Origin of the sequence: Amycolatopsis sp. NBC_01480, assembly GCF_036227205.1 — a bacterium.
Lineage (GTDB): Bacteria > Actinomycetota > Actinomycetes > Mycobacteriales > Pseudonocardiaceae > Amycolatopsis.
In genome coordinates this window covers 4,364,396-4,386,102 of sequence record NZ_CP109442.1, presented here as the reverse complement: position 1 = coordinate 4,386,102, position 21,707 = coordinate 4,364,396, and the positions used below count along the sequence as shown (strand labels likewise).

The window sequence follows — 21,707 nt, the reverse complement described above, 5'->3', positions numbered from 1 at the left end:
TAGCCGTCAATCGACCCGGAGGGCGCGGTGCCCGAGTTCCTTGACCTGCACGGCCGGACGAACAAGGCGGTCCGCGCGCTCGCCGACGCCGCGATGCGCCGGCACGGCCTGCACGAAGGCCAGAACGTGCTGCTCAGCGTGCTCTGGACCACCGACGGAGCCACCCCGGGCGAGATCGCGGCGAAGCTGCACGTCACCACCCCGACCGTCGTCAAGATGGCCACCCGCATGGCCGCCACCGGGCTGCTCACCCGCCGCCGCGACGACAAGGACAACCGGCTCGTACGGCTGTGGCTGACGGACGCCGGACGCGCGCTCCAAGAGCCCGTCGAGGCGGAGCGCCAGGCGATCGAGGAGAAGGTACTGGCGGACCTGACCGGAGCCGAGCGCAAGCACCTCATCACGGCGCTCGCCAAGGTCAACGACGCGGCGAGCGCGCTGCTGGCCGAGCCCTGAACCGGCCTAGAAGGCGCCGTCGATGAAGCCCTTGACGGAGTTGGCCACCAGTTCCACCGCGATGGCCGCGAGCAGCAGGCCTGCGATCTTCGCCAGCAGCGTGATGCCGCTTTCCTTGATCAGCCGGATGACCACGCCCGAGAAGCGCATGCAGGTGTAGAGCACGAAGTGCACGGCGACGATCGCCAGCGCCAGCGCGATGTACGCGCCGATGTGGCCGTCGGCCTGGCGCACGAAGACGATCGTCGCCGCGATCGCGCCCGGGCCGGCGAGCAAGGGGGTGCCGAGGGGGACCAGGGCGACGTTGACGTCGTCGCTGGCCTCCGGCTCGTTGCCGCCCTTGCCGGTGAGCAGCTGGAGCGCGATGAGCAGGAGCAGCAGCCCGCCGGCGCCCTGCAGCGCGGGGATGCCGATGCCGAGGTACGCCAGGATCGCCTGCCCGGCCACCGCGAACAGCGAGATGACCAGCAGCGACACCAGCACCGCCTGCCGCGCGGCCTTCACTCGCGTGGCCATCGGCTTGCGGCCGACCAGGCTCAGGAACACCGGCACGGTGCCCGGCGGGTCCATGATCACCACCAGCGTGATGGTGGCGCTGATGAAGAGCTTCGCGTCGAAGAAGTCCGAGATCGACATCTCACCCCTTCACGATCTGGGAACCGGTGGCGCGCGCGACGAGCTCCTCGAACTGGCCGGGGTCGGTGGTGCCCTGGCCGAGCCCGATCGTCTTGTTGGTGCCGTGGTAATCGCTCGAACCAGTGCGGATGAGCCCCAGCTCGTCGGCCAGCTCGCGGGTCCGGACGCGGGTCTCCGGGGTGTGGTTGGGGTGGTCGACCTCAACGCCGGTGAGGCCGTGGCGGGCGAGGTCGCGCAGGGTGTCCTCGCTGATCGTCGCCCCGCGGCTGTACGCGAAGGGGTGCGCGATCACCGTGACGCCACCCGCGGCCGCGATCATGTCGATCGCCTCTTCGACGGGGGTGTCCCGGCGCGACACGTAGTACCCGCGGCGGCTGCTGAGGTAGTCGGCGAAAGCCTCGTCGACGCTGCCGACCAGGCCCGCGCGCACCAGCGCCTGCGCGAGGTGCGGACGGCCGGCGGGCGAGTCGGCGGGCAGCAGGCCCATGATCTCGTCGGCGTCGATCGGGAGGCCGTCGGCGGCCATGCGGTCGGCCATCGTGCGCAGCCGCGTACGGCGTTCGGCCCGCAGCCGCGCCTGCTCGGCGACCAGCGCGGGCGAAGTCGGGTCGAAGAGGTACGCGAGCAGGTGCACGCTGACCGGGTACGGCCGATCCGGCTCGTCGGAGACCGTGGACAGCTCGGCGCCGGGCACGAGCGTGAGCCCGGGCGGCACGGCTTCGGACGCCGGCGCCCAGCCCGCGGTGGTGTCGTGGTCGGTGATCGCGACCACGTCGAGACCGGCCCGCGTCGCGGCAGCGACCAGCTCAGCTGGGCTGTCGGTGCCGTCGGAGGCCGTGGAGTGGGCGTGCAGGTCGATGCGCATCGTGTCCATCATCGACGATGCGCTGCGTCACAGCGGAGCCGGTACCTGGGAGAACGGCCCGCAAGTCAGCCGACGGGCTTCTTGCCGCGGGCGGCGCGCTGCGCCTTGATCATCGAGAAGCGCTCGGCCTGCTTCTGCTTGTCACCGAACACCAGCTCGGAGATCGTGTCGTAGAACTCCTCGGGCCGGGGCAGGTAGTCGATCTTGTTCAGCGCCTGGATCTGACCGGCGGACTCGACGACCATCGTGCCGTAGCCGAGCATGCGGCCCCAGGCCGAACGCTGGTAGGTGAGGTCGGTGACCTTGCTGATCGGCATCATCAGCACCTTGGTGGTGAAGACGCCGGTGGTCATCACGAACCGCTTGTCGGTGACGACCAGCCGTTCCACCCACCACTCGACCACCACGTAGGCGAACCGCAGCACGACCAGCAGCGCCACGTACCAGAGGATGTTCTGCACTACCCACAGCGAAGGCGGCAGCAGGTAGGACACGAGCACGCAGACGGCGAGCAGGGCAGCCGCTTCGAAGGTGTCCCAGAGGAGCACAGCCCAATGGCGGCGGATACGGATGACCCGCCGCTCGGTGTCGAGGAGGTACTCGTCGGGGTCGCGTGGCGCGAACATGGTTCGAGGGTAGCCCCTCCTCAGCCGTGGAAGACGTTGCTGACGAACGTGATCACCGATTCAGCCGAGCTGCGGAGGAAGCCGACGATGTTGCCGACGAGCCCCGCGGCCTGACCCGGCTGTGCGATCACGAAGAACAGCACCAACGCGATACCCACGAGACCCGCAAGCTTCTTCGCGTTCACAGCGATCAATCCCGTCTCTTACGTGACACCCGGAAAAACTGACTTTCTACGTTGTACCGCACCGACCGCCCACGCGGGAGGAAAGTCCCGCGCATGGGTCAGCAGGGCGTCCGGAGTGTACCGTATGACTACTCTCCGTGTACAGCAGCACGATTTCAGGCATAGGGGTGGGCTGGCTACTGTCGGCGGCCATGAACCCCCGCGTGCGCTGCGTCGGCGGCATCGTGTTCGACGACCAGGGCAGACTCCTGCTGATCCAGCGCGGCCACGAGCCGGGCAAGGGCCTCTGGTCGGTACCCGGCGGACGCGTGGAAAAGGATGAAACGGACAGCGTCGCGGTTGTTCGCGAGCTGCGCGAAGAGACCGGATTGGACGTGAGACCGGCCACATTCGTCGGCACGGCCGTCCGCGGCGATTACGAAATCCACGACTACGCCTGCACTGTCGTCGGCGGCACGCTCACAGCGGGCGACGACGCGGACGCCGCACGCTGGGTCGGCTCCGCCGAACTGGTCGCGATGGACACCTCGGGGCAGCTCGCGGAATTGCTTTTCGTGACATTGCGTGACTGGGGAGTGCTCCCGCGAGCCTGATTAGCAGTGGTCGCATTTCCGGGGCACTGTGATTGCATTCGGAAATCGCTGGCGATCGGCGCGGTGGGTTAATGGGGTTTATTCGCCAGCTGAGCACTGTGAATAGGGTTAAACGGGTATTCGATATCACCTGATGCGCATGCGGCTCGGGATCGGACTGGCGGGCTCTGGCGGGCTCGGATGTGACCGGTGGGGTGAAAGTGACACATGTGACCCTGTGTGCGGGCTCGGCAGACGGACTCGGCGGGCGGACTCGGCGGGCGGACTCGGGTCGGCTCGACAGGCTGAGTCGGCGGGCCCGCGGGCCAGGTCCGGTCTGATGCGCCCCAATGTGGCGTTCGGTGCGTCCAACGCAACCAACGCCACATTGGGTGCGCTCAACGCAACCAACGCCACATTGGGGCGCTTCACGCCGTCGGTGGGCGGACGGCGGGGAGGACGGGCCGAGCCCGTGGAGGCGCCGGGCAAGGCCGTCCCGTCAGGCGGGCAGCCAGGTCATCCCGCTGGCCGCGGGGGTACGGGCAGGCCGAGCCGTCGGGGGCGTCGAGCAGCGGCCGTCCACCGCGCGGGCAACCAGGTCACCTGCGGACCGCAGGGGTGCGGACAGGCCGAGCTGTAGGGGGCCGTCGAGCGGGGACCGTCCGTCAGGCGGGTAGCCGTCAGGCGGGTAGCCAGGTCATCCGCTGGCCGTGCGGGGTGGTGCGGGCCAGGGCGCGGGCCTCGGGTTTGCCGTCGGTGAAGTGGATCAGGCCGAGGACGCACATCTCGCCTGTGCCGGGGACCGCGGCGGCCAGGTCGGGGCGATCCGGGAGGACCAGGTCGAGGGCGGCGCCGTAGAAGCCCTCCGTCACCCACCAGACCGGGCGGTCCGCGGACAGCTTCGCCAGCTCCTCGACGAAGGCGGCGCGGCGGTCGCCGAAATACGCCAGGGCGTGGCTGGTCAGCACGACCAAGGGCAGCTCGGACGGCAGGGTCGCGGCGGCCGAGGCCAGGTCGTCGATGCCGTCGCCGGTGATCAGGGTCGGGGTGTGCTTGCGCTGTTCCGCGGCGGCCGTGCGCAGCAGGCGGATCCGGTCGGGCTGGTCGGCCCAGACGCAGGCTTCCAGCCAGGCCAGCTCGTCCTCGTCGGAAAGGTCTACGGGGGCCCGGTCCAGGCCGGCGCGGGCGCCGATGGCGACCTTCTTCGGCAGCTTCGGCAGCACGGCGCCTGGCGCGAGATCGAGGCTGCAATGCAACCCCACCGCGGCCTTCGCGGGACCGGCGACGAGCTGTTCCCCGCCGTCGCACTGGTAGCGGTACGCGAAGCGGTCCAGGCCGAGCAGCAGGCCGGCACTGCAGCCGACCTCCAGCAGCGCGATCTTGCCGCCCGCCTCCTTCGCCGCCGCCGAGATGGCCGGGTAGACGAGGGCGGCGCGGCGCACCTCGTTGGTCTGCGTGTAGCGGGACGCGATGATCTCCCGCGCCTTGTCCGCGCGCTCCAGCAGGAACGAGCGGAACAACGGCCAGGTCTCCCCGTCCACGCCGTCGAACCCGCCCAGCGACGGGTAGTAGCGCGACAGCGGGTGGATCGGGTCGGCCTGGACGAGCCGGTGCGCGGCGGCCATCAGCAGCGTGCCGCGGGCCTCGCCGCCGCGAGCGCCGGCCAGCAAGCCGGCCACGTCGTCGTCCTCGGCCGCCTTCGTGGCGAGGTGGTCGTACAGCGGGGATACGCCGCGGGCTTCGACCTCCGCGAAGGTGCGCAGGGTCTGCTTGATCTGTTCCAGGGCGATGGCCACCCGTGCTCCTCGTTCCGGTGTGTCACTCGTGCGGCGTCGGGCGGCCGGGCTGCTCGCCGCCGCGGGTGTCGCCATAGGACCGCTTCGGCACCATCACCTTGCGGCGGAAGGTGCACACGATCGTGCCGTCCTGCTTGTAGCCACGAGTTTCCACGTACACCACGCCACGGTCGTCCTTGGACTTCGACGGCGTCTTGTCGAGCACCTCGGTCTCACCGTAGAGCGTGTCGCCGTGGAACGTCGGCTTCACGTGCTTGAGCGACTCCACCTCGAGGTTCGCGATCGCCTTGCCGGACACGTCGGGCACCGACATGCCCAGCAGCAGCGAGTAGATGTAGTTGCCGACCACGACGTTCTTGCCGAAATCCGTGGTCTCGCCCGCGTAGTGGGCGTCGAGGTGCAGCGGGTGGTGGTTCATCGTGAGGAGGCAGAACAGGTGGTCGTCGTACTCCGTGACCGTTTTGCCCGGCCAGTGCTTGTACACCGCACCGACCTCGAACTCCTCGTAGTACCGACCGAACTGCACCCGTGGGCCTCCGTCCGAGTAACGCCGCCTGAGCCGCGTGCGACACGTATTCGTGGTGAGGAGTACCCTCGACCATTGGTGTTCGTGCGTCAACGCGAGCCCCACCACTCTCCGCGGTTCGAGGCCGCGCCGGCCTGAAGGAGGTGAGGAACGCCCCATGAGTAGTGGCGATAGTCCGCTCCCTAGTAGTCCCAGCGTTCCCCCTTTGCCGGCCGGCCTTCTTTCCCCCTCCTGGTAGGCCTGGCGATCCGGGAACGCCGGTGATGCCGGACGGACGCCCGAGTCCGCCTGGCCGTCGTCTTCGTGCTCCACACGACGCCAGCCCCAGGAGATCCCATGCCTGCCATTCCCTCGCTCGGCGGCCTTCGAGGCCGCGGCGGCAACCGCGCCAAGGCGGCGGCCCCGCGCCCGATCCCCGTTCCGCTGTCCGCCTATGTGGTCGACTGCGCGGTGTACGTGGAGGGCAAACGGCTGCCGGGGCGATGGACGCATTCCGAGGCCATCAAAGAGGTCCGCAAGCGCCACGCGGGCTTCGTCTGGATCGGGCTGCACGAGCCGGACGCCGAGCAGATCCAGGGCGTCGCGGACACGTTCGGGCTGCACGAGCTGGCCGTGGAGGATGCGCTCGAAGCGCACCAGCGGCCCAAGCTGGAGCGTTACGACGACACGTTGTTCATGGTCGTCAAGACCGTGCGCTACGTGGAGCACGAGTCGCCCACCACGGCGAACGAGATCGTCGAGACCGGCGAGCTGATGGTGTTCCTCGGCCGCGACTTCGTGATCACCGTCCGGCACGGCAACCACTCCGGGCTGGCCCGGCTGCGGCGTGACCTGGACGACGACCCGGAGCGCCTGGCCCTGGGGCCTGCCGCCGTGGTGCACGCGATCGCCGACCACGTGGTCGACCACTACCTGGAGGTCACCAGCCGGATCGAGTCCGACATCGACGAGATCGAGGCACAGGTCTTCGCGCCGCGCTCGCTGGTGAGCGCCGAGCAGATCTACCTGATGAAGCGGGAGGTGCTGGAGCTGCGGCGCGCGGTGATGCCGCTCGGCACGCCGGTCTCGCGCCTGGCCGAGGGCTACACCCGGCTGGTGCCGGACGAGGTCCGCTCCTACTTCCGCGACGTCGCCGACCACCTCGCCACCGTGTCCGAGCGGGTGGCGGCGTTCGACGAGCTGCTGAGCACCCTGGTCGACGCCACCGTCGCGAAGATCTCGCTGCAGCAGAACACCGACATGCGCAAGATCACCTCGTGGGCGGCGATCATCACCGTGCCGACCATGGGCGCCGGCATCTACGGGATGAACTTCGACTACATGCCGGAGCTGCACTGGAAGTTCGGCTACCCGCTCGCCGTCGGCGTGATCTTCGCGATCTGCCTGCTGCTCTACCGAATATTCAGGAAGAACGGCTGGCTCTGAGCCGGCCGGACGCCTCTCCCGTTTCTTCCACCCCGGTAGCACTGCAGGAGTACTCCCATGCCTCGTCTGCTGACCAACCTCAAGTTCTGGGCCGTCACCCTCAGCCTCGCCTGGATCGTCGGCATCGTCACCGTGATCAGCCTCAACCCGGGGTTTTCGCACGGCATGAAGTAGCGCCGCGCGCCGTACCCTGGGCGCATGCCGAAAGCGCTGGTGGTGGCCGACGAGGTCGACGAGCGGTTGTGGACCGATGCGGTCCGCGCGCTCCGCGTCGACCTCGTCGTCGGCGCCGGCGATCTGCCGTACGACTATCTCGAGTTCCTCGCGAACACCCTCGACGTGCCGTGCGTTTTCGTGCCCGGCAACCACGATCCCGACCTGACCGGCTACACGCGTTACGGCGGACTGTCCATGAAGGACGGTTTCCCGACCGCGTGGCCCGGCCCGGCGGGCGCGGTGAACGCCGACGGGAGCGTGGTGGACGTCGCCGGGATCCGGTTCGCCGGGCTCGGCGGGTCCATCCGGTACAACAACGGCCCGAACCAGTGGACGCAGCGGCAGGCCTCGCGCCGCGCCCGCGGGCTCGAGCGGCGGGCGCGGTGGCGGCAGTGGCGCGACGGCCGGGCGGTCGACGTGCTGCTCACCCACTCCCCGCCCCGGCGCCTCGGCGACCGCGAAGACCCGCCACACCACGGTTTCGCGTGCCTGCACCGGACCATCGAGACCCTGCGGCCGCGCTGGCTGCTGCACGGCCACATCCACCCCCACGGTGAGCCGGTGCCGGACCGAGTGGTCGGCGGCACCACGGTGCGCAACGTGGTGGGCCACCAGATCATGGAGTTCCCGCGATGACCAGACCCACCGGTTTCCCGCGCGCCGACGCCGAGCACGACTTCCTCCGGGCCCGGCGCAGCCAGGTCCTTTCGCGACTGGCGACCTGGCTGCGCCGCGAGCCGGACGACGTGAACATCATGCTGCCGTTCCACGAAGTGGTGGAGGCACTGGGTTACGCGGGTGAGGCGCGGCTGGGGCTGCGGGTGATCCGGCTGGACTCGATCGCCGGCACGGTGGACCGCAGCCGCGACTTCGACCGCCGCTTCCGCCCGACGTCCGGGCGCGTGCGCGAGCGCTGGGAGCGGCTCGCGCTGGCCGCCCGCCGGGGCGAGGAGATCCCGCCGATCGAGGTGTACCGCGTGGGCGAGCTGCACTTCATCATCGACGGCCACCACCGCGTCTCCGTCGCGCTGGCGCAGGGACTGTCCACAATAGAGGCTTTCGTGACGGTGGTGCGCACGAAGCTGGACCCGAGCGGCATCCGCTACCGCGGCGACCTGATCGTGAAGGACTACCGGCGGCTGTTCCTGGAGCGCGTGCCGCTGACCGGCCACGCGCGGGCGTCGGTGATCGTCTCGGACCCGTGGGACTACGCGCGGCTCGGCGAGCACGTCGAGGCGTGGGGCTTCCGGCTGATGCAGGACGAGGGCCGCTTCACCGAGCGCGCCACGATCGCCCAGCGCTGGTTCGACGAGGAGTACACGCCCGTGGTCGGCATGCTCCGGCAGGCCGACCTGGTCGGCGACCGCACCGACGCGGAGGCCTACATGTGGGTGGCCTCGGAGCGCTACCGCCTGATCCGCACGCACCGCTGGGACGACGAGGTGATCGAGGCGCTGCGAGCGCGGCAGCACTGACCCCTTGTCAGGATTGCCCTGACGCCCTACTGTCAGGTCCATCCTGACAAGAGGGAGGATCCCCATGACCACGATCCAAGGCCTGTACTGCTCGTTCTGCGCGAAGCCGCAGGACGACGTCGACAAGCTGGTGGCCGGGCCCGGCGTCTACATCTGCAACAACTGCGTGGACCTGTGCATCACCATCATCGCCGAGGGCGACGGCTCCACCCCCGAAGTGATGCTGTGGGAGCGGAAGACCGACGAGGAGATCCTCGAGAGCCTGCCCCGGATGGCGATGGTGAGCGCGCAGGCCGACCGTCGTATCCAGACCCTGGTGGACCTGCTGCGCACCCGCGGCGTGGCTTGGGCCCGGATCGGCGAGGCCCTCGGCGTGACACGGCAATCGGCGTGGGAACGGTTCTCCGCGGACCTGTGACCGTGTGCCTGTGTGACCGTCCACTTCGGAGGGTCACGGGATCAGCCCGCGGGTCAGCACGACGTCGGCGGCCTGCTCGGCGGTCAGCGGCGGGAGCGGACTCTGCACGGCCACGGCGTCGGCCAGACCGTGGCGCAGGACGCCGCTGTTGTTGGTGGTGACCACGGCCAGCCAGCCCGGCGCGGACAGGCGGGCCTCGTACGTGATCAGCCCGCCGCGCCGGTACGTGATGGTCTGCAGCGCCCCCTGCGAAAGCTGGGAAACCCCGCAGCCGTCCGGATTCGGCGGGCTGACCTCGGTGCAGCGCGGCACCGAAAGCCCGTCGACGGCGATCAGCTGGACGTACACGGCGCCGGCGCCGTGCTGGTCCGTGACGCGCACGCCCAGTTGGTACATCGACTCGCCGGTGACTGCCGGGAGAAACGGGTCCGCGGGCGCGGTTTCGCCGGGGATGGTGAGGCGCTCGATTCTCGCCGACGGGCTCAGCCGCGACCGCACGGCGTCACCGATCACGCAGGCCAACCGCGTGCGGGTGTCCGCGGACTTCGTCGCGCAGGCGGTCCCCGAGGCGGGCGGTGGTGCCTGCGGTCCGGGCCCGCTGACGGCGAGCGTGACCGCGGCGACCAGCACCACCACCGCTCCCCCGGTCGCGGCCACCAACCGCCGTCGACGCGAGCGACGGCCGGCGGCCAGCACGGCGGCGCCGGAAAGGCCGATGGGCGGCTCGTCCTCGGTGACGTAGGAGCTGAGCGCGGACCGGACGTCGAGGTCTTCCATCAGCACTCCCTGGTCTTCGAAGTCTTTGGCACAGCAGGGGTTTCCGGCGCGGGCAGGACGGCGCGCAAGGCCTCGACGCCGCGAGCGGTCTGACTCTTGACCGTGCCCTCGGCGACGCCCAGCGGGCCGGCCACCTCCGCGACTGGCAGGTCTTCCAGGAACCGCAGCACGACCATCGCGCGCTGGCGAGGGGTCAGGGTGCCGAGCACACGTTCCAGGTCCACCCGCTCGTGCGCAGGGCGCGCAGGCCGCTCAGAGAGGAGGCCGTTCAGCAGGATCCGGCGCGCGTAGGCGTCGACGGTCTCCAGCCAGACCTGCCTCCCGCCCCGTATAGCCGCACGACCATGGACTGCACCAGGTCTTCAGCCGCGTGCCAGTCGTCGCAAATGGCGAACGGCCACACGCCGGACAAAAAAAGGACGGGCCCCTCCCGAACCGAAGTCGGGAGGGGCCCGTCCGCCCCCGGTCGAACACCTACATGTGCACCGCGGCCACCGCGGCCTGCTGCTTCGGCGCGCCCGGGCGCAGGAGCAGGCCCGTGATCACCGCGCCGGCCACGAAGATCGCCGCCGCCCAGGTGAATGCCGTGGTGTAGCTGTGCACGGCGGCTTCGGCCGCGAGTTGCGGCGTCGGCGTGCGGCCGGCGATGAAGGACGACGCCGCGTTGCCCGCGAGCGTGCTCAGCAGCGCCGTGCCGATGGAGCCGCCGACCTGCTGCATCGTATTCACGGTCGCGGACGCGACTCCCGCGTCGTGCATGTCGACGCCGAAGGTCGCGACGCTCATCGCGGGCGCCATCGCCAGGCCGATGCCCACGCCCATCACCATCAGCGGACCCAGCACGCCCCCGACGTACGTGCTGCCGACGTCGATGCCGCTCAGCCAGAACAGCCCGGCGCCCGCGATCAGCATGCCCGTGGGCACCAGCGGCCGCGTGCCGAAGCGGGGCAGCAGCACGCTCGTCGCGGTGGTCGCGGCGATCATCAGCGTCGCGACCATCGGCAGGAAGCCGAACCCGCTCTGGATCGGGGTGAACTTCAGGTTCAGCTGCACGTAGAACGTGAGGAACAGGAAGATCGAGAACATCCCGATGGCGAGCAGGAACATCGCGATGTATGAGCCGCCGCGGTCCCGGTCGAGCAGCACGCGCAGCGGCAGCAGCGGATGCCGGACGCGTTGCTGCAGCCCGACGAACGCCGCGAGCAGCACCAGCCCGGCGGCCAGGAAGCCCCACACCGAAACCGAGCCCCACGAGTCGTGCTCGGCGTTCGAGAAGCCGTAGACGAGCGCGAACAGGCCGGCCGACGCGGTGAGCGTGCCCGGCAGGTCGAGCTTCGGGCGCGGGCCGTCGGACTCGTGGCGGCGCAGCAGGATCGCGCCGCCGATGAAGGCGACCACCGCGAACACGATGTTCACGAACATGCACCAGCGCCAGTCCAGGTACTCGGTGAGCACGCCGCCGAGCAGCAGGCCGACGGCGGCACCCCCGCCGCCGATCGCGCCGAACACGCCGAACGCGCGGCCGCGCTCCTTCGGGTCGGTGAACGTGGTGGTGAGCAGGGAAAGCGCGGCCGGCGCGAGCAGCGCGCCGAACACTCCCTGTGCCGCCCGGGCGATCAGCAGCATCTCGATATTGCCGGCGAAGCCGCCGATCGCGGACACCGCGGCGAACCCAGCGAGGCCCACCAGCAGCGCGTTCTTGCGGCCGAACAGGTCCGCGAGCCGCCCGCCGAGCAGCAGCAGGCTGCCGAACGCGAGCGCGTACGCGGTGACGACCCATTGCCGGGCGTCGTCGGAAAAGCCCAGGTCAGCCTGCGCGGAGGGCAGGGCGATGTTCACGACGGTGGCGTCCAGCACCACCATCAGCTGGGCGAGGCCGATCACCACGAGGATCAGCCAGCGTCTGGCGTGGTGCGGGTTGTCGGCATGGCTCGGCGCGTCCTCCCCCGGACGTTCGAGCGTGGCCGTTGACTCAGTCATTGCGGTGCATACCTCACGGATAGTGATCGCGGCGCTATGTGGAGTAGGTGCCTCCCCTTACGTCGACCAAGGTACACAAAAAGCGGAGAACATGCCTCGACTTAATTTGGTAACCTGTTCGTCATGACACGGGACGCTGCTCCCGCCGCACCGGCGCGGCCGCTGCGGCGTGATGCCGAACTCAACCGCCGGCGGATGCTCGAATCCGCGCGCGCCGTCTTCCGACGACGAGGCCTCGAAGCCACGCTGGACGACGTCGCCCACCACGCCGGCCTCGGCGTCGGCACCGTCTACCGGCGCTTCCCCAGCAAGGAACACCTGGTCGAGGCCATGTTCGCCGACCGGATGGAAGAGCTGACGGAGCTCGCCGCGAAGGCGCTGGAGAACGAAGACCCGTGGGAGGGCTTCGCCGGGTTCATCTGGCAGGCGGCCGAGATGGCCGCGTGCGACCGCGGGCTGCGCGAGGTCATGCTGTCCAAGGCGTTCGGGCACGGGCACGTCGCCGAGGTCAAAGAGCGCATGGTGCCGTTGATCACTCAGCTCGTCGAGCGGGCGCAGGCCTCGGGCCGGCTGCGCGCCGACGTGGTGCCGACCGACCTGCCGCTGATCCACCAGATGGTCGGCTCGGTCGTGGAGTACACCAGCCTGGTCGAGCCGCACCTGTGGCGCCGCTGCCTGGCCCTGATCCTGGACGGCCTGCGCGCCGAGCCGGGCCGCTCGTCCGACCTGCCCCACCCGGGCCTGAACCAGGCCGAGATCGACGAGGCGATGTGCGCGTGGCGGCAGCCGCGGCACCCGGCCGCGACAAAAGGCTCGTGAGTGCCTATGCCGGTTCTAACCGTCATGAACACTCACGAGCCGGTAAAGGTCACTCGCTGGGGATGATCGCCCAGAGGATCAGGTAGGCCACGAACTGCGGGCCCGGCAGCAGGCAGGACAGCAGGGCCAGCAACCGCACCTTGCCCGCCGAAATGCCGAAGCGGCGGCCCAGACCGGCGCACACCCCGCCGATCATGCGGTCGTTCCGCGGACGGCTGAGCCTGCGCGTGACGGATGCGGTCATCGTCTTCCCCTCCCGTTGGGTGCTTGTTCCCATGTGACCACGGCAGGCGGGGCGCGCACATCGCCCCGCGGGACGATCCGGGCCCCTAAGGGATGCGGGCCGCGCGGGCGGAATCATCCGCCGATTACCGGTTTTTTCGGCGCTGACCTGCGCAGACGATCTCAGGGAAAGTGGGATTTCCCTGTCAGGGCTGGCTTAGTCAAGTTTCAGCTTAGGGGGCTAGCTGGCCGGGCCGGATTCATGCAGGTCAGAAGCTGTAGCTCGGTTGAAGAGCCGCCATCCCGGGCGGCTCCTCAACCGACATGGTCGCAAGCCTGAACCGTATTCTCACTCAACGACGAACCGGAGTCGCGGAGTGTAACCAGTCCTGAGGTCAGAACCTCAACTCAGGGATTGCCGTGAAGTCGATGCCGTAGCGCGCGTAGACCTTGATCTTGTTCTCCCCCCGCCAGGTCGTCGGGACCGCCCCCCAGTAGGGCCGCGATCCTGATCACTTCGGCCTTCGACTCAGCCTCGGTCTCCAGGTAGGCCAGGATGCGAGGCCACGTATCGATGCCGGAAGAGCTCCCGCCACTCATTGGCCGAGCGACGGTCTAGCCCTCTCTCGGAAGTTTGAGCGTGCCACGAGCAAGTTGATTCGTTTCCGCGCCGTTCTTGATAGCCGAGTGCAGGATTCCGTTGTAGGTCAGGTCCCAAATTTGACGGTCGCTTTGAAGCAGGGTGACACTGACCTGCATTTTACGGCCGTCAGCATCGATAAGATGTAAATTTAGGTCATTGCCGTAAGTGTACGCCTTGATGGATTTAAGCTCGTAGACCCGAACCCACGACTTTCCTTCCATCACCCACTCGACCCCTGCCGCGCAGTTGGCCGCTTTGGCACTGAAGTACATCAGCACAGCAAAGAAAATCAAGGCCACCCAAACCTGCCAATAAGGTAGCCAGTTGACTTGAAAACCTCGTGAAATAAACAGGAAGATGCCGACGAAAACAAACAGTCCTATCGCAAAAATGACCGCCTTGCGCTTGCTGGCTCGATACCAGACAAGAGTCGGCCCCTGTCCTGCTGGCGGGCGTGGCTTCCGAGAATTCGTAGTGTCACGCCCCCTGTCGTGCTCCGGCGTTCCCTTGCCTGCCCGCATGTACCCCGGTGCGTGAGGCGGGAAAGGCTGACCAGTCTCAGAGTTGGGCTTAACTGGGAGCCAATGGTCTCCAAAATGTTCACCCTGGTGCGGATCAAGCGGACGAGGGAAGCCGGGATCTTCAGCCATTATCGTAGCTCGATTCCACAATTTTATCAGCGGCCATGCCGCCAATGATGCCCCCGACAACGGCACCAACCACTGTGCCAGCCACGGGTACTTCGGAGCCCATCGCAGCGCCCACCAGGGCACCTCCGGCCCACCCTCCGGCGATCTGCCCACCGGTCGACGCAATGGTCGACACGGCCACCTTTCCCAGATCTTCGCCCATCGCTACATCAGCAACGGCGCCTGTGACGGTAACGGCGGTACCCACAAGTGGAAGTCCCTTCAGGACAACCTTACCACCCTTCGCGAACACATTGGCAGACTCGCCAAGTAGTGATCCCGGATTTGTGACAATAAACTGTCGAGTTCCTTCGGGGATTTTGTTCATCCAGCGGCCGATGCCGTCGGCGCGGGCTGTCATTGCTCCTGATTTGGCGTTGGAGTCGGCTTCCCAAGCGCTGAGCACAGTTTTATCGCTGTCGGTGAGGTATTTACCGTTGGCGATCTTGTTGAAAACCTCTGCCGAGTCGCTGAGCTCCACCGAGAGTCGGGTGAGGTCGTTAACCGCTTCTTGGGAGCCTTTGATGGCGTCAAGGCCGCCGCCAAGCACCAAGAGGCTGATCTTTTTGAGGTCCTTCACCCAGCCGTCGATGCCGGTGGAGAGCTTGTCGAGATCCTCGTGGGCAGTGCGTTCGAGTTCGCGTGCGTCGGCCACGAGGTCGCGGCATTCGCTGTACACGGGAGCTTGTTTGTTCTCCCGGTCGAGGTCGGCTTTGTACTGGGCCATGGCCGCGTTGTGCTCGATCGCCATCCGCTGTGCGTCGGCCGGTTATTGGGGTGAACGTCCGCTGTCCATCGGCGGGCCTGGAGGCGCGGGTGCGGGTGGGTAGATCTCGCCCGGGGTGACCTTGAGGCCGACGGCGGTGGCCTTGCCGCGAGCGTCATTTATTTTGCCGCGCACGGTGTCGAGGCGGTCAGCGAACGTGAGCAATCCTCGCCGGTACTCCTCGCTCCGGTCGACCAGTGTGTCACCACCTTGCGTGGTTTCGGCGAGATCGTGGCGCATGATGTCCCCGGCCGGCCCTTCCCAGACGGGGAGAGAATGAGCCCGGACGTTGTTGCAAGCGGTGACGGCCTCGTGTTCGGCACCAATGAGGCGGCCGAGCCAGTCCGCAGTCGCCCGCACTGTCGCCGAGTCGCCCTTGAGTTGCGTGTCGAGGATCAAACTCCCCATGTTCCCCTCCTCACTACTGGCGGCCGTGCATGCCCTTGTCGAGCCTGTTCGCGGCCACATTCTCGACGTTGCCGTAACTGCCGTTGGAGCGGTGGATCTTGTCCGCGGTCTGCACCAGGATTCCACCCAGCCCAGCGCCCGACCCGACTAGCTTCGCCAGGGCCTTGCCGACCAGTTCAGTGCTCGCTCCGCAGTCCGGCGTCACCGGTGCCTGGTTGGCCAGGCCGTTGAACGCGTCCGCGCCGCTGTGCAATTCACGCACCAATCCATCGAGCCCGCCCGGGTCGACGCGATAGCCGCCAGATCCGGTCATGGCGGATCCCCTCCTCGTTACGGTTTGTGGTCGAAGACCACGATGTCAGCGCCCAGCTGGTAGCACGTCTCCTCCACCGTATCGGGCGGGATCGAAACCCATGGCTGCTTCACACCACGGCACGCGCGTAGCTGCTGAGGCGACGAATACGCCAGCATGGCGATCTCACCGGTTTCGAGTTCAAACAGCTTGATGTCAGCGTGGCTCGCGCCCAGGCGGTGCGGCCGGGACGGCAGATACACCATGCCCGAGGTGAGTGAGTCGTCGGCGACGACCTCCGGCAACGGCGCATCCTGCGCTTGCTCTGGCAGTCCCTGGTCCAGCACCACACAGCTGAAACCCACCAGGTGACGAAGCCGCTTCAAATCCGCGGCCGGGACGGTGACGAACGGCTGTCCCGAGCCACACCCGGCCACCAGCGCTTCGGCCGAGGAGAACGCCACCAATGCCAGGCCATTGGACGCCGTCTCACGCAGCTCCAAGGCGACTTCCGTGGCCCCCTCAGCCGGTGGCCGGATCGGCACCCACACCTCCGGCGGCATGTAATGCACCTCATCGGCATCCAAAACCGCCGGCACGCGCCGTTTCCGCGCGCTCTTGTCCACCCGGTACCCCCTCCCACAGCGGCCGGTGTCCTTGCCCGCACGTTGCCGTGTGCGTCCGGCTGCCGAGTGTAGCCCCCAGGCGGCCCACCAGGCAGGATTCCGAAAAGTGACCTAGCCGTCACCCAAAAGGAGTACTTCGAACTGCGTCGGCCACCCGGCTGCGCCCGTTGCGAAGCTGCGACTCGCCCTCAATGTGACCGCAGCCCAGTTTTACTCGTCACCGGCAGACTCAGCCGTGCGGTTCTCAACGTCGATCGCAGCACGGTTCTCCTCCAGCAGTTGCCATAAGCAGGCGACCGCTGCGTCATCGAGTATCGCCAGCCGACCATGACCAACGCGCAAGCCGGTCGCGAAACCCATGTCCGTTTCGACAATGAATAGCTGAACCTCCGCTGGTGAGCCGCCAAGCCACTTTGCGGTGATCCTCAACGGCGAACGCGGAGGGACCTCGTTATTCGAATAGTCGCTGCCGAAATTCATTAGTGTCCACTTCCTTTATTGTATTAAATTGGAATTTCAACTTGAGTATTCGAATAAGTCGGGAACCGAAGAGGAAGCCGGAACCCGGCCGCCCTACTACTGTCGAGGGGCGTGCAGCTGCGCGGCGGCCGGAGGCCAAGAGCGCGGTGCCTTATCGCCGTTCGCGGTGCCGTCGGAGATTGACGCGTCACCCAGGCAGCCAGCGAGCATGACGGACAGGAACCGGCCCATGAGCCCACTGATTTGGGCGACGAAACGCGCGCAGGATTCGCACACTTCCTCCCATCCGTCGGGCAGGGCGATGTCGTCCGGGGCGACTTTGAAGCACGCCGGACAGGGCGGCTTCACTCGTCGCCACCGCAGACCGGCTCGTCGATAAGGGAACCGTCGCTGGTGTCTGCTTCGTAATTCTCGAAGTACGGTTCAGTGTCGTCATTGGAGGTTTCTCGGGCCATTTCTACACCTTCCAGATGGCGTTTTTTCCAGGCGTGCAAGGAATTTTGAAGCCGCCCGCCGCACAAGTGGGAAAAGCGCGGCGGGCGGCAAATGGAAATACTTCAGTCAAATCTAAGTTGAATAGATCCGCGAACAGATAGAATTTGTGATGTAACCTCACTCGTCGTCCGATCGTTCGACTTCGTCGGCGAGAATCCATATTTTTCGCATGTTCAATCCTCTCCATTAGTGGTGGAACCCGGCCGCCGGGCCGGCCGGAGAGACAGCTCGGCGACCGGGGGATCAGGACGAGCCGCCCGACGGCAACCCGTTCGCCGGGTCGGCCTCGATGACGTTCGGGTCCGTCGAAGCCGATCTTGTCCTTTCGGCTGGAGTCACCGCGGGTAGCGTATGGGTTGACCCTGACGTGCATCCGTTAGGCGCGAGCGTGCACCGCAGGACGCTCACCAACCTGGTCACCTGGCCGTTCACCGGAGACCCGCCGCCTGATCTGCGTGGCTTCGTACCGAAGGTTCCGCGCCGCGGGCCGGTCGCTTCCGGTCCCACGCTGAGCTCCGACGAGCGGGTCCGGTTCTTCGATCACCTGATGACCGTCGCGGAACGCGGCGTGCGTCCGGCCGAGGCACTGCTACGCCGACAAGCGGTGTACCTGCTGGGCTACGACGAACGCCACCAGGCGGCGCAGTGGTTGCGCGAGGAATGGGAAAACGCCGGCCGTCGCCCGATCGCCGATGGCGACGTGACCAACCTGCTTGGTGCCCGATCCGCGTCGATCGCGCTGGCCTCCACCGGCGATGGGACTTACTTGCACGACTTCGTCGCGCGCACCGCCGATACCAACGCCGAGCTTGCGAACCTCAACTATTGGGCGCACTGGATCGGCGAACTCAACGACGACCAAACCGACGACACCTTCATGGTCGCAGACAACACGACCCCTTGGTCTGGCGTTCGGCTCTTCGACCACCTGGTGAGCCGTCTCGACCCGTCCTCACCTCACCTGCCGCTCAACTTGCACACCGTGCACACGCTCATGGCAAGCCGTCCCGCTCTGCTGGGGACACCGTCCATCGCCCGTGAGGCGCTGTCAGGAGTGCTGGATACGCTCGCTTCCGGCGACGTGCTGACTCGTAACGGACGCGACCAGGTCGCCGGGACTTCACTACGCTCTGCGTTTCGCCGACCGTTAGGGAGAACACCTTCATGTCAGATAAACCTGCCGCACTCGCCGCGTTTGGCTACGAACTCGGGTTGCTCAAGCGGATTCGCCGGGCGGGATGGTGGCACGCCGGTGTCCGGGACCCGGAATCGGTCGCTGAACACAGTTTGCGCGCGGCGCAGATCGCGGCCTTGCTCGCTGCGGAGGAAGGCGCCAATCCTGAGCGAGCCGCATTCCTCGCTCTCTGGCACGACACGCAGGAGACCCGCACCGGGGACATCCCGCACACCGCGGCCAAGTACATGAGCAAGCCCGAGCCGCGCGAGATCACCAACGATCAGACGGCTGCCCTGCCGGAGACATGCCGTGACCTGGTCCGGGCGGCGGTCGACGAGTACGAGACTCGGCAGTCCCCTGAGGCCCGGTGCGCGAAGGACGCGGACAAGCTCGAAATGCTGCTCCAAGCCGTCGAATACCGGGACATCGGAGTCGAGCGTGTTGCCGGGTGGATCGACTCTGCCCGCAAGGGGCTCGCGACTGAGACCGGCCGACGTATCGCCGAAGTCGCCGTCACCGTGTCCCCACTGGCCTGGCGGGACCGCTGAGCGGACACGGTGGCGGCGCCGCCGCGTTCAGTCGAGGCCCAACCAGGCCGGCACTTCGCACATGCCCGGAGATTTAGGCCAGCGCCGCGGCGAGCGCGATGTACGTGCCGCCGCCGAGCATGATCCCGGCCACGGCGCCCGTCGTTACCTGGGCGGTCATGTGGTCCTTGAGTTCGACCCGCGACCAGCTCCCCTGTAGCGCTCCGGGCCGCCCTCTTTGTCAATCTCTTATCCACGGCACGGCTACCAGCAGTCCGCTGGTCTCAGGGTCACTGTTGGACCCCTCATGTAGTCGATCAAGCCTTACCGTGCGCAATACCCGGCCTGGACCTGCAAGGATCCAGGCCCAGGCCCCTTTTCGAAGCCGTCCATGCCAAATCAACCTAAGTTGAAGGCTGGCTTTTCGGCCGTTCGTGGTGATACTTCACCCCGTGCGTAACCCACTCGGACCTGTTGTCGTCGCGCTCGGTGGCGCCCTCGCCTTGGCCGGCTGTGCCAGTACGCCCGCGGCGGCGCCCGACGACTCCCCGCCCACGCCGCTGACGGCCAGCGCCGCGCTCGGCGAGTTCACCACGCTCGACTACTGCAGCCTGCTCGACGTCAGCCGCCTGCGCAGCGCCACGGCCGACCAGCCCGACTCGTCGTTCGACTCCTGCCACGGCGAATTCATCCAGAACGGCCAGCACCGGCAGGTGGCCGTCGGCCCGCTGGCCGCCGACAGCGACCCGAACGTCAAGCCCTACGACTACGCCGGCGCGGTCCCCGACGGCATGGCCGTGGCGCAGTCGAGCTTCAACGCCGCGGCCTCGTGCGGCCGGGTGATCACCTTCGCCGACGGCATCCGGCTGAACGTCGCGGTCACCGACACCGCGGGCCCCTCGGCATCCGACGACCGCTGCGCCGACGCCGACGCGGCCGTCGGCGGGGTCTTCGCCGCCATCAGCGGGAAGCAGGTGCGGCACCAGGCCTTCGCGGACCGCTCGTGGGGCCGCGTCGACGCGTGCGCGCTGCTGAGCGCGCACGATCTCGACGCCACCAGCGGTGCCGGCGCCCAGCCGTCCGGCGGGCTGTCCGGGCACTCCTGCATCCGCGGCCGGGTGAGCGTGCAGTTCTCGGTCGAGGATTCGGCACCTGCCGGGCCGGCCGAGTTGCTCGGCGGGCGGACGTCGCGGGTCAGCACCGACGGCGCGTTCTGCCGCGTCACCACCGTGCAGCCGGCTCCCGGCGCCGCGGGCCGCAGCGAGCAGGCGGAGGTCGACGTCGTGGACACCAGCGGCTCGTCCGGCGCCGCGGCCTGCCCCGACGCCCGCACCGCCGCGGCCGTCGTCTTCGCGAAGATCCCGTGAAGTCCGCTAAGGCCTCCTTACCCGCGTGCGACGCGGGCAAGGAGGCCTTGACGGCACCCGGTCGCTACTCGCTGTAGGTGAGGTTGCGGCCGTTCGCCGGGTCGAACAGCTTGATCTTGTCCGGGTTGAACCAGATCCGGACGTCGGCGTTCTCCTGCGCCGGGGAGGCCGCCGAAAGCCGCGCGACGACCTGGGACTCCGCGCCCGGCACGTCGGCCGAACCGCTGTCCGCGGCCAGCTCCGCCAGCTCGGCCGAGGTCGCGGCCTCGCCCTCCAGCGTGAAGTGCGCGAACTTCTCCGAGCCCATCGACTCCAGCACGTCGACGTGCGCGGTGAACGTGCCGCCGCTGCCCTGCCCGTCGGTGATGAGCGACGCGTCCTCGAAGTGCTCCGGCCGCACGCCGATGATCACCTCGCGGGGCGCGTCCGCCGCCTCGGCCATCCGGCGGATCCGGTCGGTCAGCGGCGTGGTGCCCAGCGCGCTGTGCAGCTCGCCGTTCTCCAGCGTCGCCGGCACGAAGTTCATCGACGGCGAGCCGATGAACCCGGCCACGAACAGGTTCGCCGGGTTGTCGTAGAGGAACTGCGGCGAGCCGATCTGCTGCACGTAGCCGCCGCGCAGCACCACCACGCGGTCGCCCAGCGTCATGGCCTCGGTCTGGTCGTGCGTCACGTACAGCGTGGTGGTGCCGAGCTGCTTCTGGATCTTCGACACCGAGGTGCGCATCTGGCCGCGCAGCTTTGCGTCCAGATTGGACAGTGGCTCGTCCATCAGGAACGCCTTGGGGTTGCGCACGATCGCGCGCCCCATGGCCACCCGCTGCCGCTGTCCGCCCGACAGGTTCGCCGGCCTGCGGTCGAGGTGGCCGGTCAGGTCGAGGATCTCCGCGGCCTCCTCCACCTTCGCCTTCACCGTGGCGTCGTCCACTTTGGCCAGCCGCAGCGGAAACGCCATGTTCTCGCGCACGCTCATGTGCGGGTACAGCGCGTAGGACTGGAACACCATCGCGATGTCCCGGTCCTTCGGCGCCTTTTCGTTGACCCGATCGCCGTCGATGCGCAGCTCGCCGGAGGAGATGTCCTCCAGCCCCGCCACCATGTTGAGCGTGGTCGACTTCCCGCAGCCGGAGGGGCCGACGAGGATGATGAACTCGCCGTCCGCGATTGTGATGTCCACTTCGGACACCGCGAGCGCGCCGTCGGGGTACTTCTTGGAAACCTTGTCGAGAACGATCTCAGCCAT

27 protein-coding genes are annotated in these 21,707 nt (G+C 67.9%); 9 read left to right on the top strand and 18 right to left on the bottom strand.

What is annotated here, in order from left to right; all coding sequences use genetic code 11:
- Positions 1-27 precede the first annotated feature (27 nt).
- On the top strand, positions 28-456 hold the full coding sequence (locus tag OG371_RS21140; RefSeq protein ID WP_329071772.1) for a MarR family winged helix-turn-helix transcriptional regulator: 429 nt from the start codon (positions 28-30) through the stop codon (positions 454-456).
- Positions 457-462: 6 nt separating this feature from the next.
- On the opposite strand, the gene OG371_RS21135 is transcribed toward OG371_RS21140, so the two are convergent.
- From OG371_RS21135 to OG371_RS21120, 4 genes are all read right to left on the bottom strand, one after another.
- Positions 463-1,092: a MarC family protein gene (locus OG371_RS21135; RefSeq protein WP_329071770.1), complete on the bottom strand. Its 630-nt coding sequence runs from the start codon at positions 1,090-1,092 to the stop codon at positions 463-465.
- Position 1,093: 1 nt separating this feature from the next.
- Complete coding sequence (locus tag OG371_RS21130) at positions 1,094-1,957, bottom strand: PHP domain-containing protein (protein ID WP_442876128.1); 864 nt, start codon at positions 1,955-1,957, stop codon at positions 1,094-1,096.
- Between the two features lie 65 nt (positions 1,958-2,022).
- Entirely contained in the window at positions 2,023-2,583 is a 561-nt protein-coding gene (locus OG371_RS21125) for a PH domain-containing protein (RefSeq protein WP_329071768.1), read from the bottom strand.
- 20 nt (positions 2,584-2,603) lie between these two features.
- The gene (locus tag OG371_RS21120; protein ID WP_329071766.1) at positions 2,604-2,768 is read right to left on the bottom strand and encodes a hypothetical protein; all 165 of its coding nucleotides are present in this window, start codon (positions 2,766-2,768) and stop codon (positions 2,604-2,606) included.
- A 191-nt stretch (positions 2,769-2,959) separates the two neighbouring features.
- Here OG371_RS21120 and OG371_RS21115 point away from each other — a divergent pair, with 191 nt between their 5' ends.
- Positions 2,960-3,361, top strand: coding sequence for an NUDIX hydrolase (locus OG371_RS21115; RefSeq protein ID WP_329073229.1), 402 nt, complete (start codon positions 2,960-2,962; stop codon positions 3,359-3,361).
- A gap of 659 nt (positions 3,362-4,020) precedes the next feature.
- On the opposite strand, the gene OG371_RS21110 is transcribed toward OG371_RS21115, so the two are convergent.
- Both OG371_RS21110 and OG371_RS21105 read right to left on the bottom strand, forming a co-directional pair.
- Complete coding sequence (locus tag OG371_RS21110; protein WP_329071764.1) at positions 4,021-5,136, bottom strand: DUF2332 domain-containing protein; 1,116 nt, start codon at positions 5,134-5,136, stop codon at positions 4,021-4,023.
- A 22-nt stretch (positions 5,137-5,158) separates the two neighbouring features.
- Positions 5,159-5,662 carry a MaoC family dehydratase gene (locus OG371_RS21105; protein ID WP_091626159.1) on the bottom strand — a complete coding sequence of 168 codons (504 nt, stop codon included), beginning with the start codon at positions 5,660-5,662 and terminating at the stop codon, positions 5,159-5,161.
- Between the two features lie 336 nt (positions 5,663-5,998).
- Between OG371_RS21105 and corA the strand changes: the two genes are divergently transcribed.
- From corA to OG371_RS21085, 4 genes are all read left to right on the top strand, one after another.
- Positions 5,999-7,087 carry a magnesium/cobalt transporter CorA gene (gene corA / locus OG371_RS21100; RefSeq protein ID WP_091626161.1) on the top strand — a complete coding sequence of 363 codons (1,089 nt, stop codon included), beginning with the start codon at positions 5,999-6,001 and terminating at the stop codon, positions 7,085-7,087.
- A 198-nt stretch (positions 7,088-7,285) separates the two neighbouring features.
- Positions 7,286-7,939 carry a metallophosphoesterase family protein gene (locus OG371_RS21095; RefSeq protein WP_329071761.1) on the top strand — a complete coding sequence of 218 codons (654 nt, stop codon included), beginning with the start codon at positions 7,286-7,288 and terminating at the stop codon, positions 7,937-7,939.
- A complete protein-coding gene (locus tag OG371_RS21090; RefSeq protein ID WP_329071759.1) occupies positions 7,936-8,778 on the top strand; it encodes a chromosome partitioning protein ParB in 843 nt (280 codons plus the stop codon). Before OG371_RS21095 ends, OG371_RS21090 begins: the two co-directional genes overlap by 4 nt.
- A gap of 64 nt (positions 8,779-8,842) precedes the next feature.
- Complete coding sequence (locus tag OG371_RS21085; RefSeq protein WP_329071757.1) at positions 8,843-9,196, top strand: ClpX C4-type zinc finger protein; 354 nt, start codon at positions 8,843-8,845, stop codon at positions 9,194-9,196.
- 33 nt (positions 9,197-9,229) lie between these two features.
- On the opposite strand, the gene OG371_RS21080 is transcribed toward OG371_RS21085, so the two are convergent.
- The 3 genes from OG371_RS21080 to OG371_RS21070 all read right to left on the bottom strand — a co-directional run bounded on the left by OG371_RS21080 (position 9,230) and on the right by OG371_RS21070 (position 11,953).
- Entirely contained in the window at positions 9,230-9,973 is a 744-nt protein-coding gene (locus tag OG371_RS21080) for a hypothetical protein (protein WP_329071755.1), read from the bottom strand.
- Positions 9,973-10,197, bottom strand: coding sequence for an RNA polymerase sigma factor (locus tag OG371_RS47440; protein ID WP_442876127.1), 225 nt, complete (start codon positions 10,195-10,197; stop codon positions 9,973-9,975). The genes OG371_RS21080 and OG371_RS47440 overlap by 1 nt, the downstream gene beginning before the upstream one ends.
- A 250-nt stretch (positions 10,198-10,447) precedes the next feature.
- A complete protein-coding gene (locus tag OG371_RS21070; protein WP_329071754.1) occupies positions 10,448-11,953 on the bottom strand; it encodes an MFS transporter in 1,506 nt (501 codons plus the stop codon).
- 123 nt (positions 11,954-12,076) lie between these two features.
- Here OG371_RS21070 and OG371_RS21065 point away from each other — a divergent pair, with 123 nt between their 5' ends.
- Positions 12,077-12,772 carry a TetR/AcrR family transcriptional regulator gene (locus tag OG371_RS21065; RefSeq protein ID WP_329071752.1) on the top strand — a complete coding sequence of 232 codons (696 nt, stop codon included), beginning with the start codon at positions 12,077-12,079 and terminating at the stop codon, positions 12,770-12,772.
- 49 nt (positions 12,773-12,821) lie between these two features.
- Here OG371_RS21065 and OG371_RS21060 read toward each other — a convergent pair whose 3' ends face one another.
- From OG371_RS21060 to OG371_RS21025, 8 genes are all read right to left on the bottom strand, one after another.
- Complete coding sequence (locus OG371_RS21060; RefSeq protein ID WP_329071750.1) at positions 12,822-13,016, bottom strand: PspC domain-containing protein; 195 nt, start codon at positions 13,014-13,016, stop codon at positions 12,822-12,824.
- A 593-nt stretch (positions 13,017-13,609) separates the two neighbouring features.
- Positions 13,610-14,287: a hypothetical protein gene (locus tag OG371_RS21055; RefSeq protein ID WP_329071748.1), complete on the bottom strand. Its 678-nt coding sequence runs from the start codon at positions 14,285-14,287 to the stop codon at positions 13,610-13,612.
- Positions 14,280-15,077 (bottom strand): hypothetical protein, encoded by a 798-nt coding sequence (locus tag OG371_RS21050; RefSeq protein WP_329071745.1) that lies wholly within the window; start codon positions 15,075-15,077, stop codon positions 14,280-14,282. The genes OG371_RS21055 and OG371_RS21050 overlap by 8 nt, the downstream gene beginning before the upstream one ends.
- An 18-nt stretch (positions 15,078-15,095) precedes the next feature.
- Entirely contained in the window at positions 15,096-15,500 is a 405-nt protein-coding gene (locus OG371_RS21045; protein WP_329071743.1) for a hypothetical protein, read from the bottom strand.
- Positions 15,501-15,513: 13 nt separating this feature from the next.
- Positions 15,514-15,813 carry a hypothetical protein gene (locus OG371_RS21040; RefSeq protein WP_329071741.1) on the bottom strand — a complete coding sequence of 100 codons (300 nt, stop codon included), beginning with the start codon at positions 15,811-15,813 and terminating at the stop codon, positions 15,514-15,516.
- Positions 15,814-15,830: 17 nt separating this feature from the next.
- Complete coding sequence (locus tag OG371_RS21035) at positions 15,831-16,418, bottom strand: SAV_915 family protein (RefSeq protein WP_329071739.1); 588 nt, start codon at positions 16,416-16,418, stop codon at positions 15,831-15,833.
- Between the two features lie 210 nt (positions 16,419-16,628).
- A complete protein-coding gene (locus OG371_RS21030; RefSeq protein WP_329071737.1) occupies positions 16,629-16,898 on the bottom strand; it encodes a hypothetical protein in 270 nt (89 codons plus the stop codon).
- A gap of 1,084 nt (positions 16,899-17,982) precedes the next feature.
- Positions 17,983-18,255: a hypothetical protein gene (locus OG371_RS21025; RefSeq protein ID WP_329071735.1), complete on the bottom strand. Its 273-nt coding sequence runs from the start codon at positions 18,253-18,255 to the stop codon at positions 17,983-17,985.
- A 302-nt stretch (positions 18,256-18,557) separates the two neighbouring features.
- Between OG371_RS21025 and OG371_RS21020 the strand changes: the two genes are divergently transcribed.
- Entirely contained in the window at positions 18,558-19,118 is a 561-nt protein-coding gene (locus OG371_RS21020; protein WP_329071733.1) for an HD domain-containing protein, read from the top strand.
- Positions 19,119-19,549: 431 nt separating this feature from the next.
- On the top strand, positions 19,550-20,464 hold the full coding sequence (locus OG371_RS21015; protein ID WP_329071731.1) for a hypothetical protein: 915 nt from the start codon (positions 19,550-19,552) through the stop codon (positions 20,462-20,464).
- Positions 20,465-20,528: 64 nt separating this feature from the next.
- On the opposite strand, the gene OG371_RS21010 is transcribed toward OG371_RS21015, so the two are convergent.
- The gene (locus OG371_RS21010; RefSeq protein ID WP_329071728.1) at positions 20,529-21,707 is read right to left on the bottom strand and encodes an ABC transporter ATP-binding protein; all 1,179 of its coding nucleotides are present in this window, start codon (positions 21,705-21,707) and stop codon (positions 20,529-20,531) included.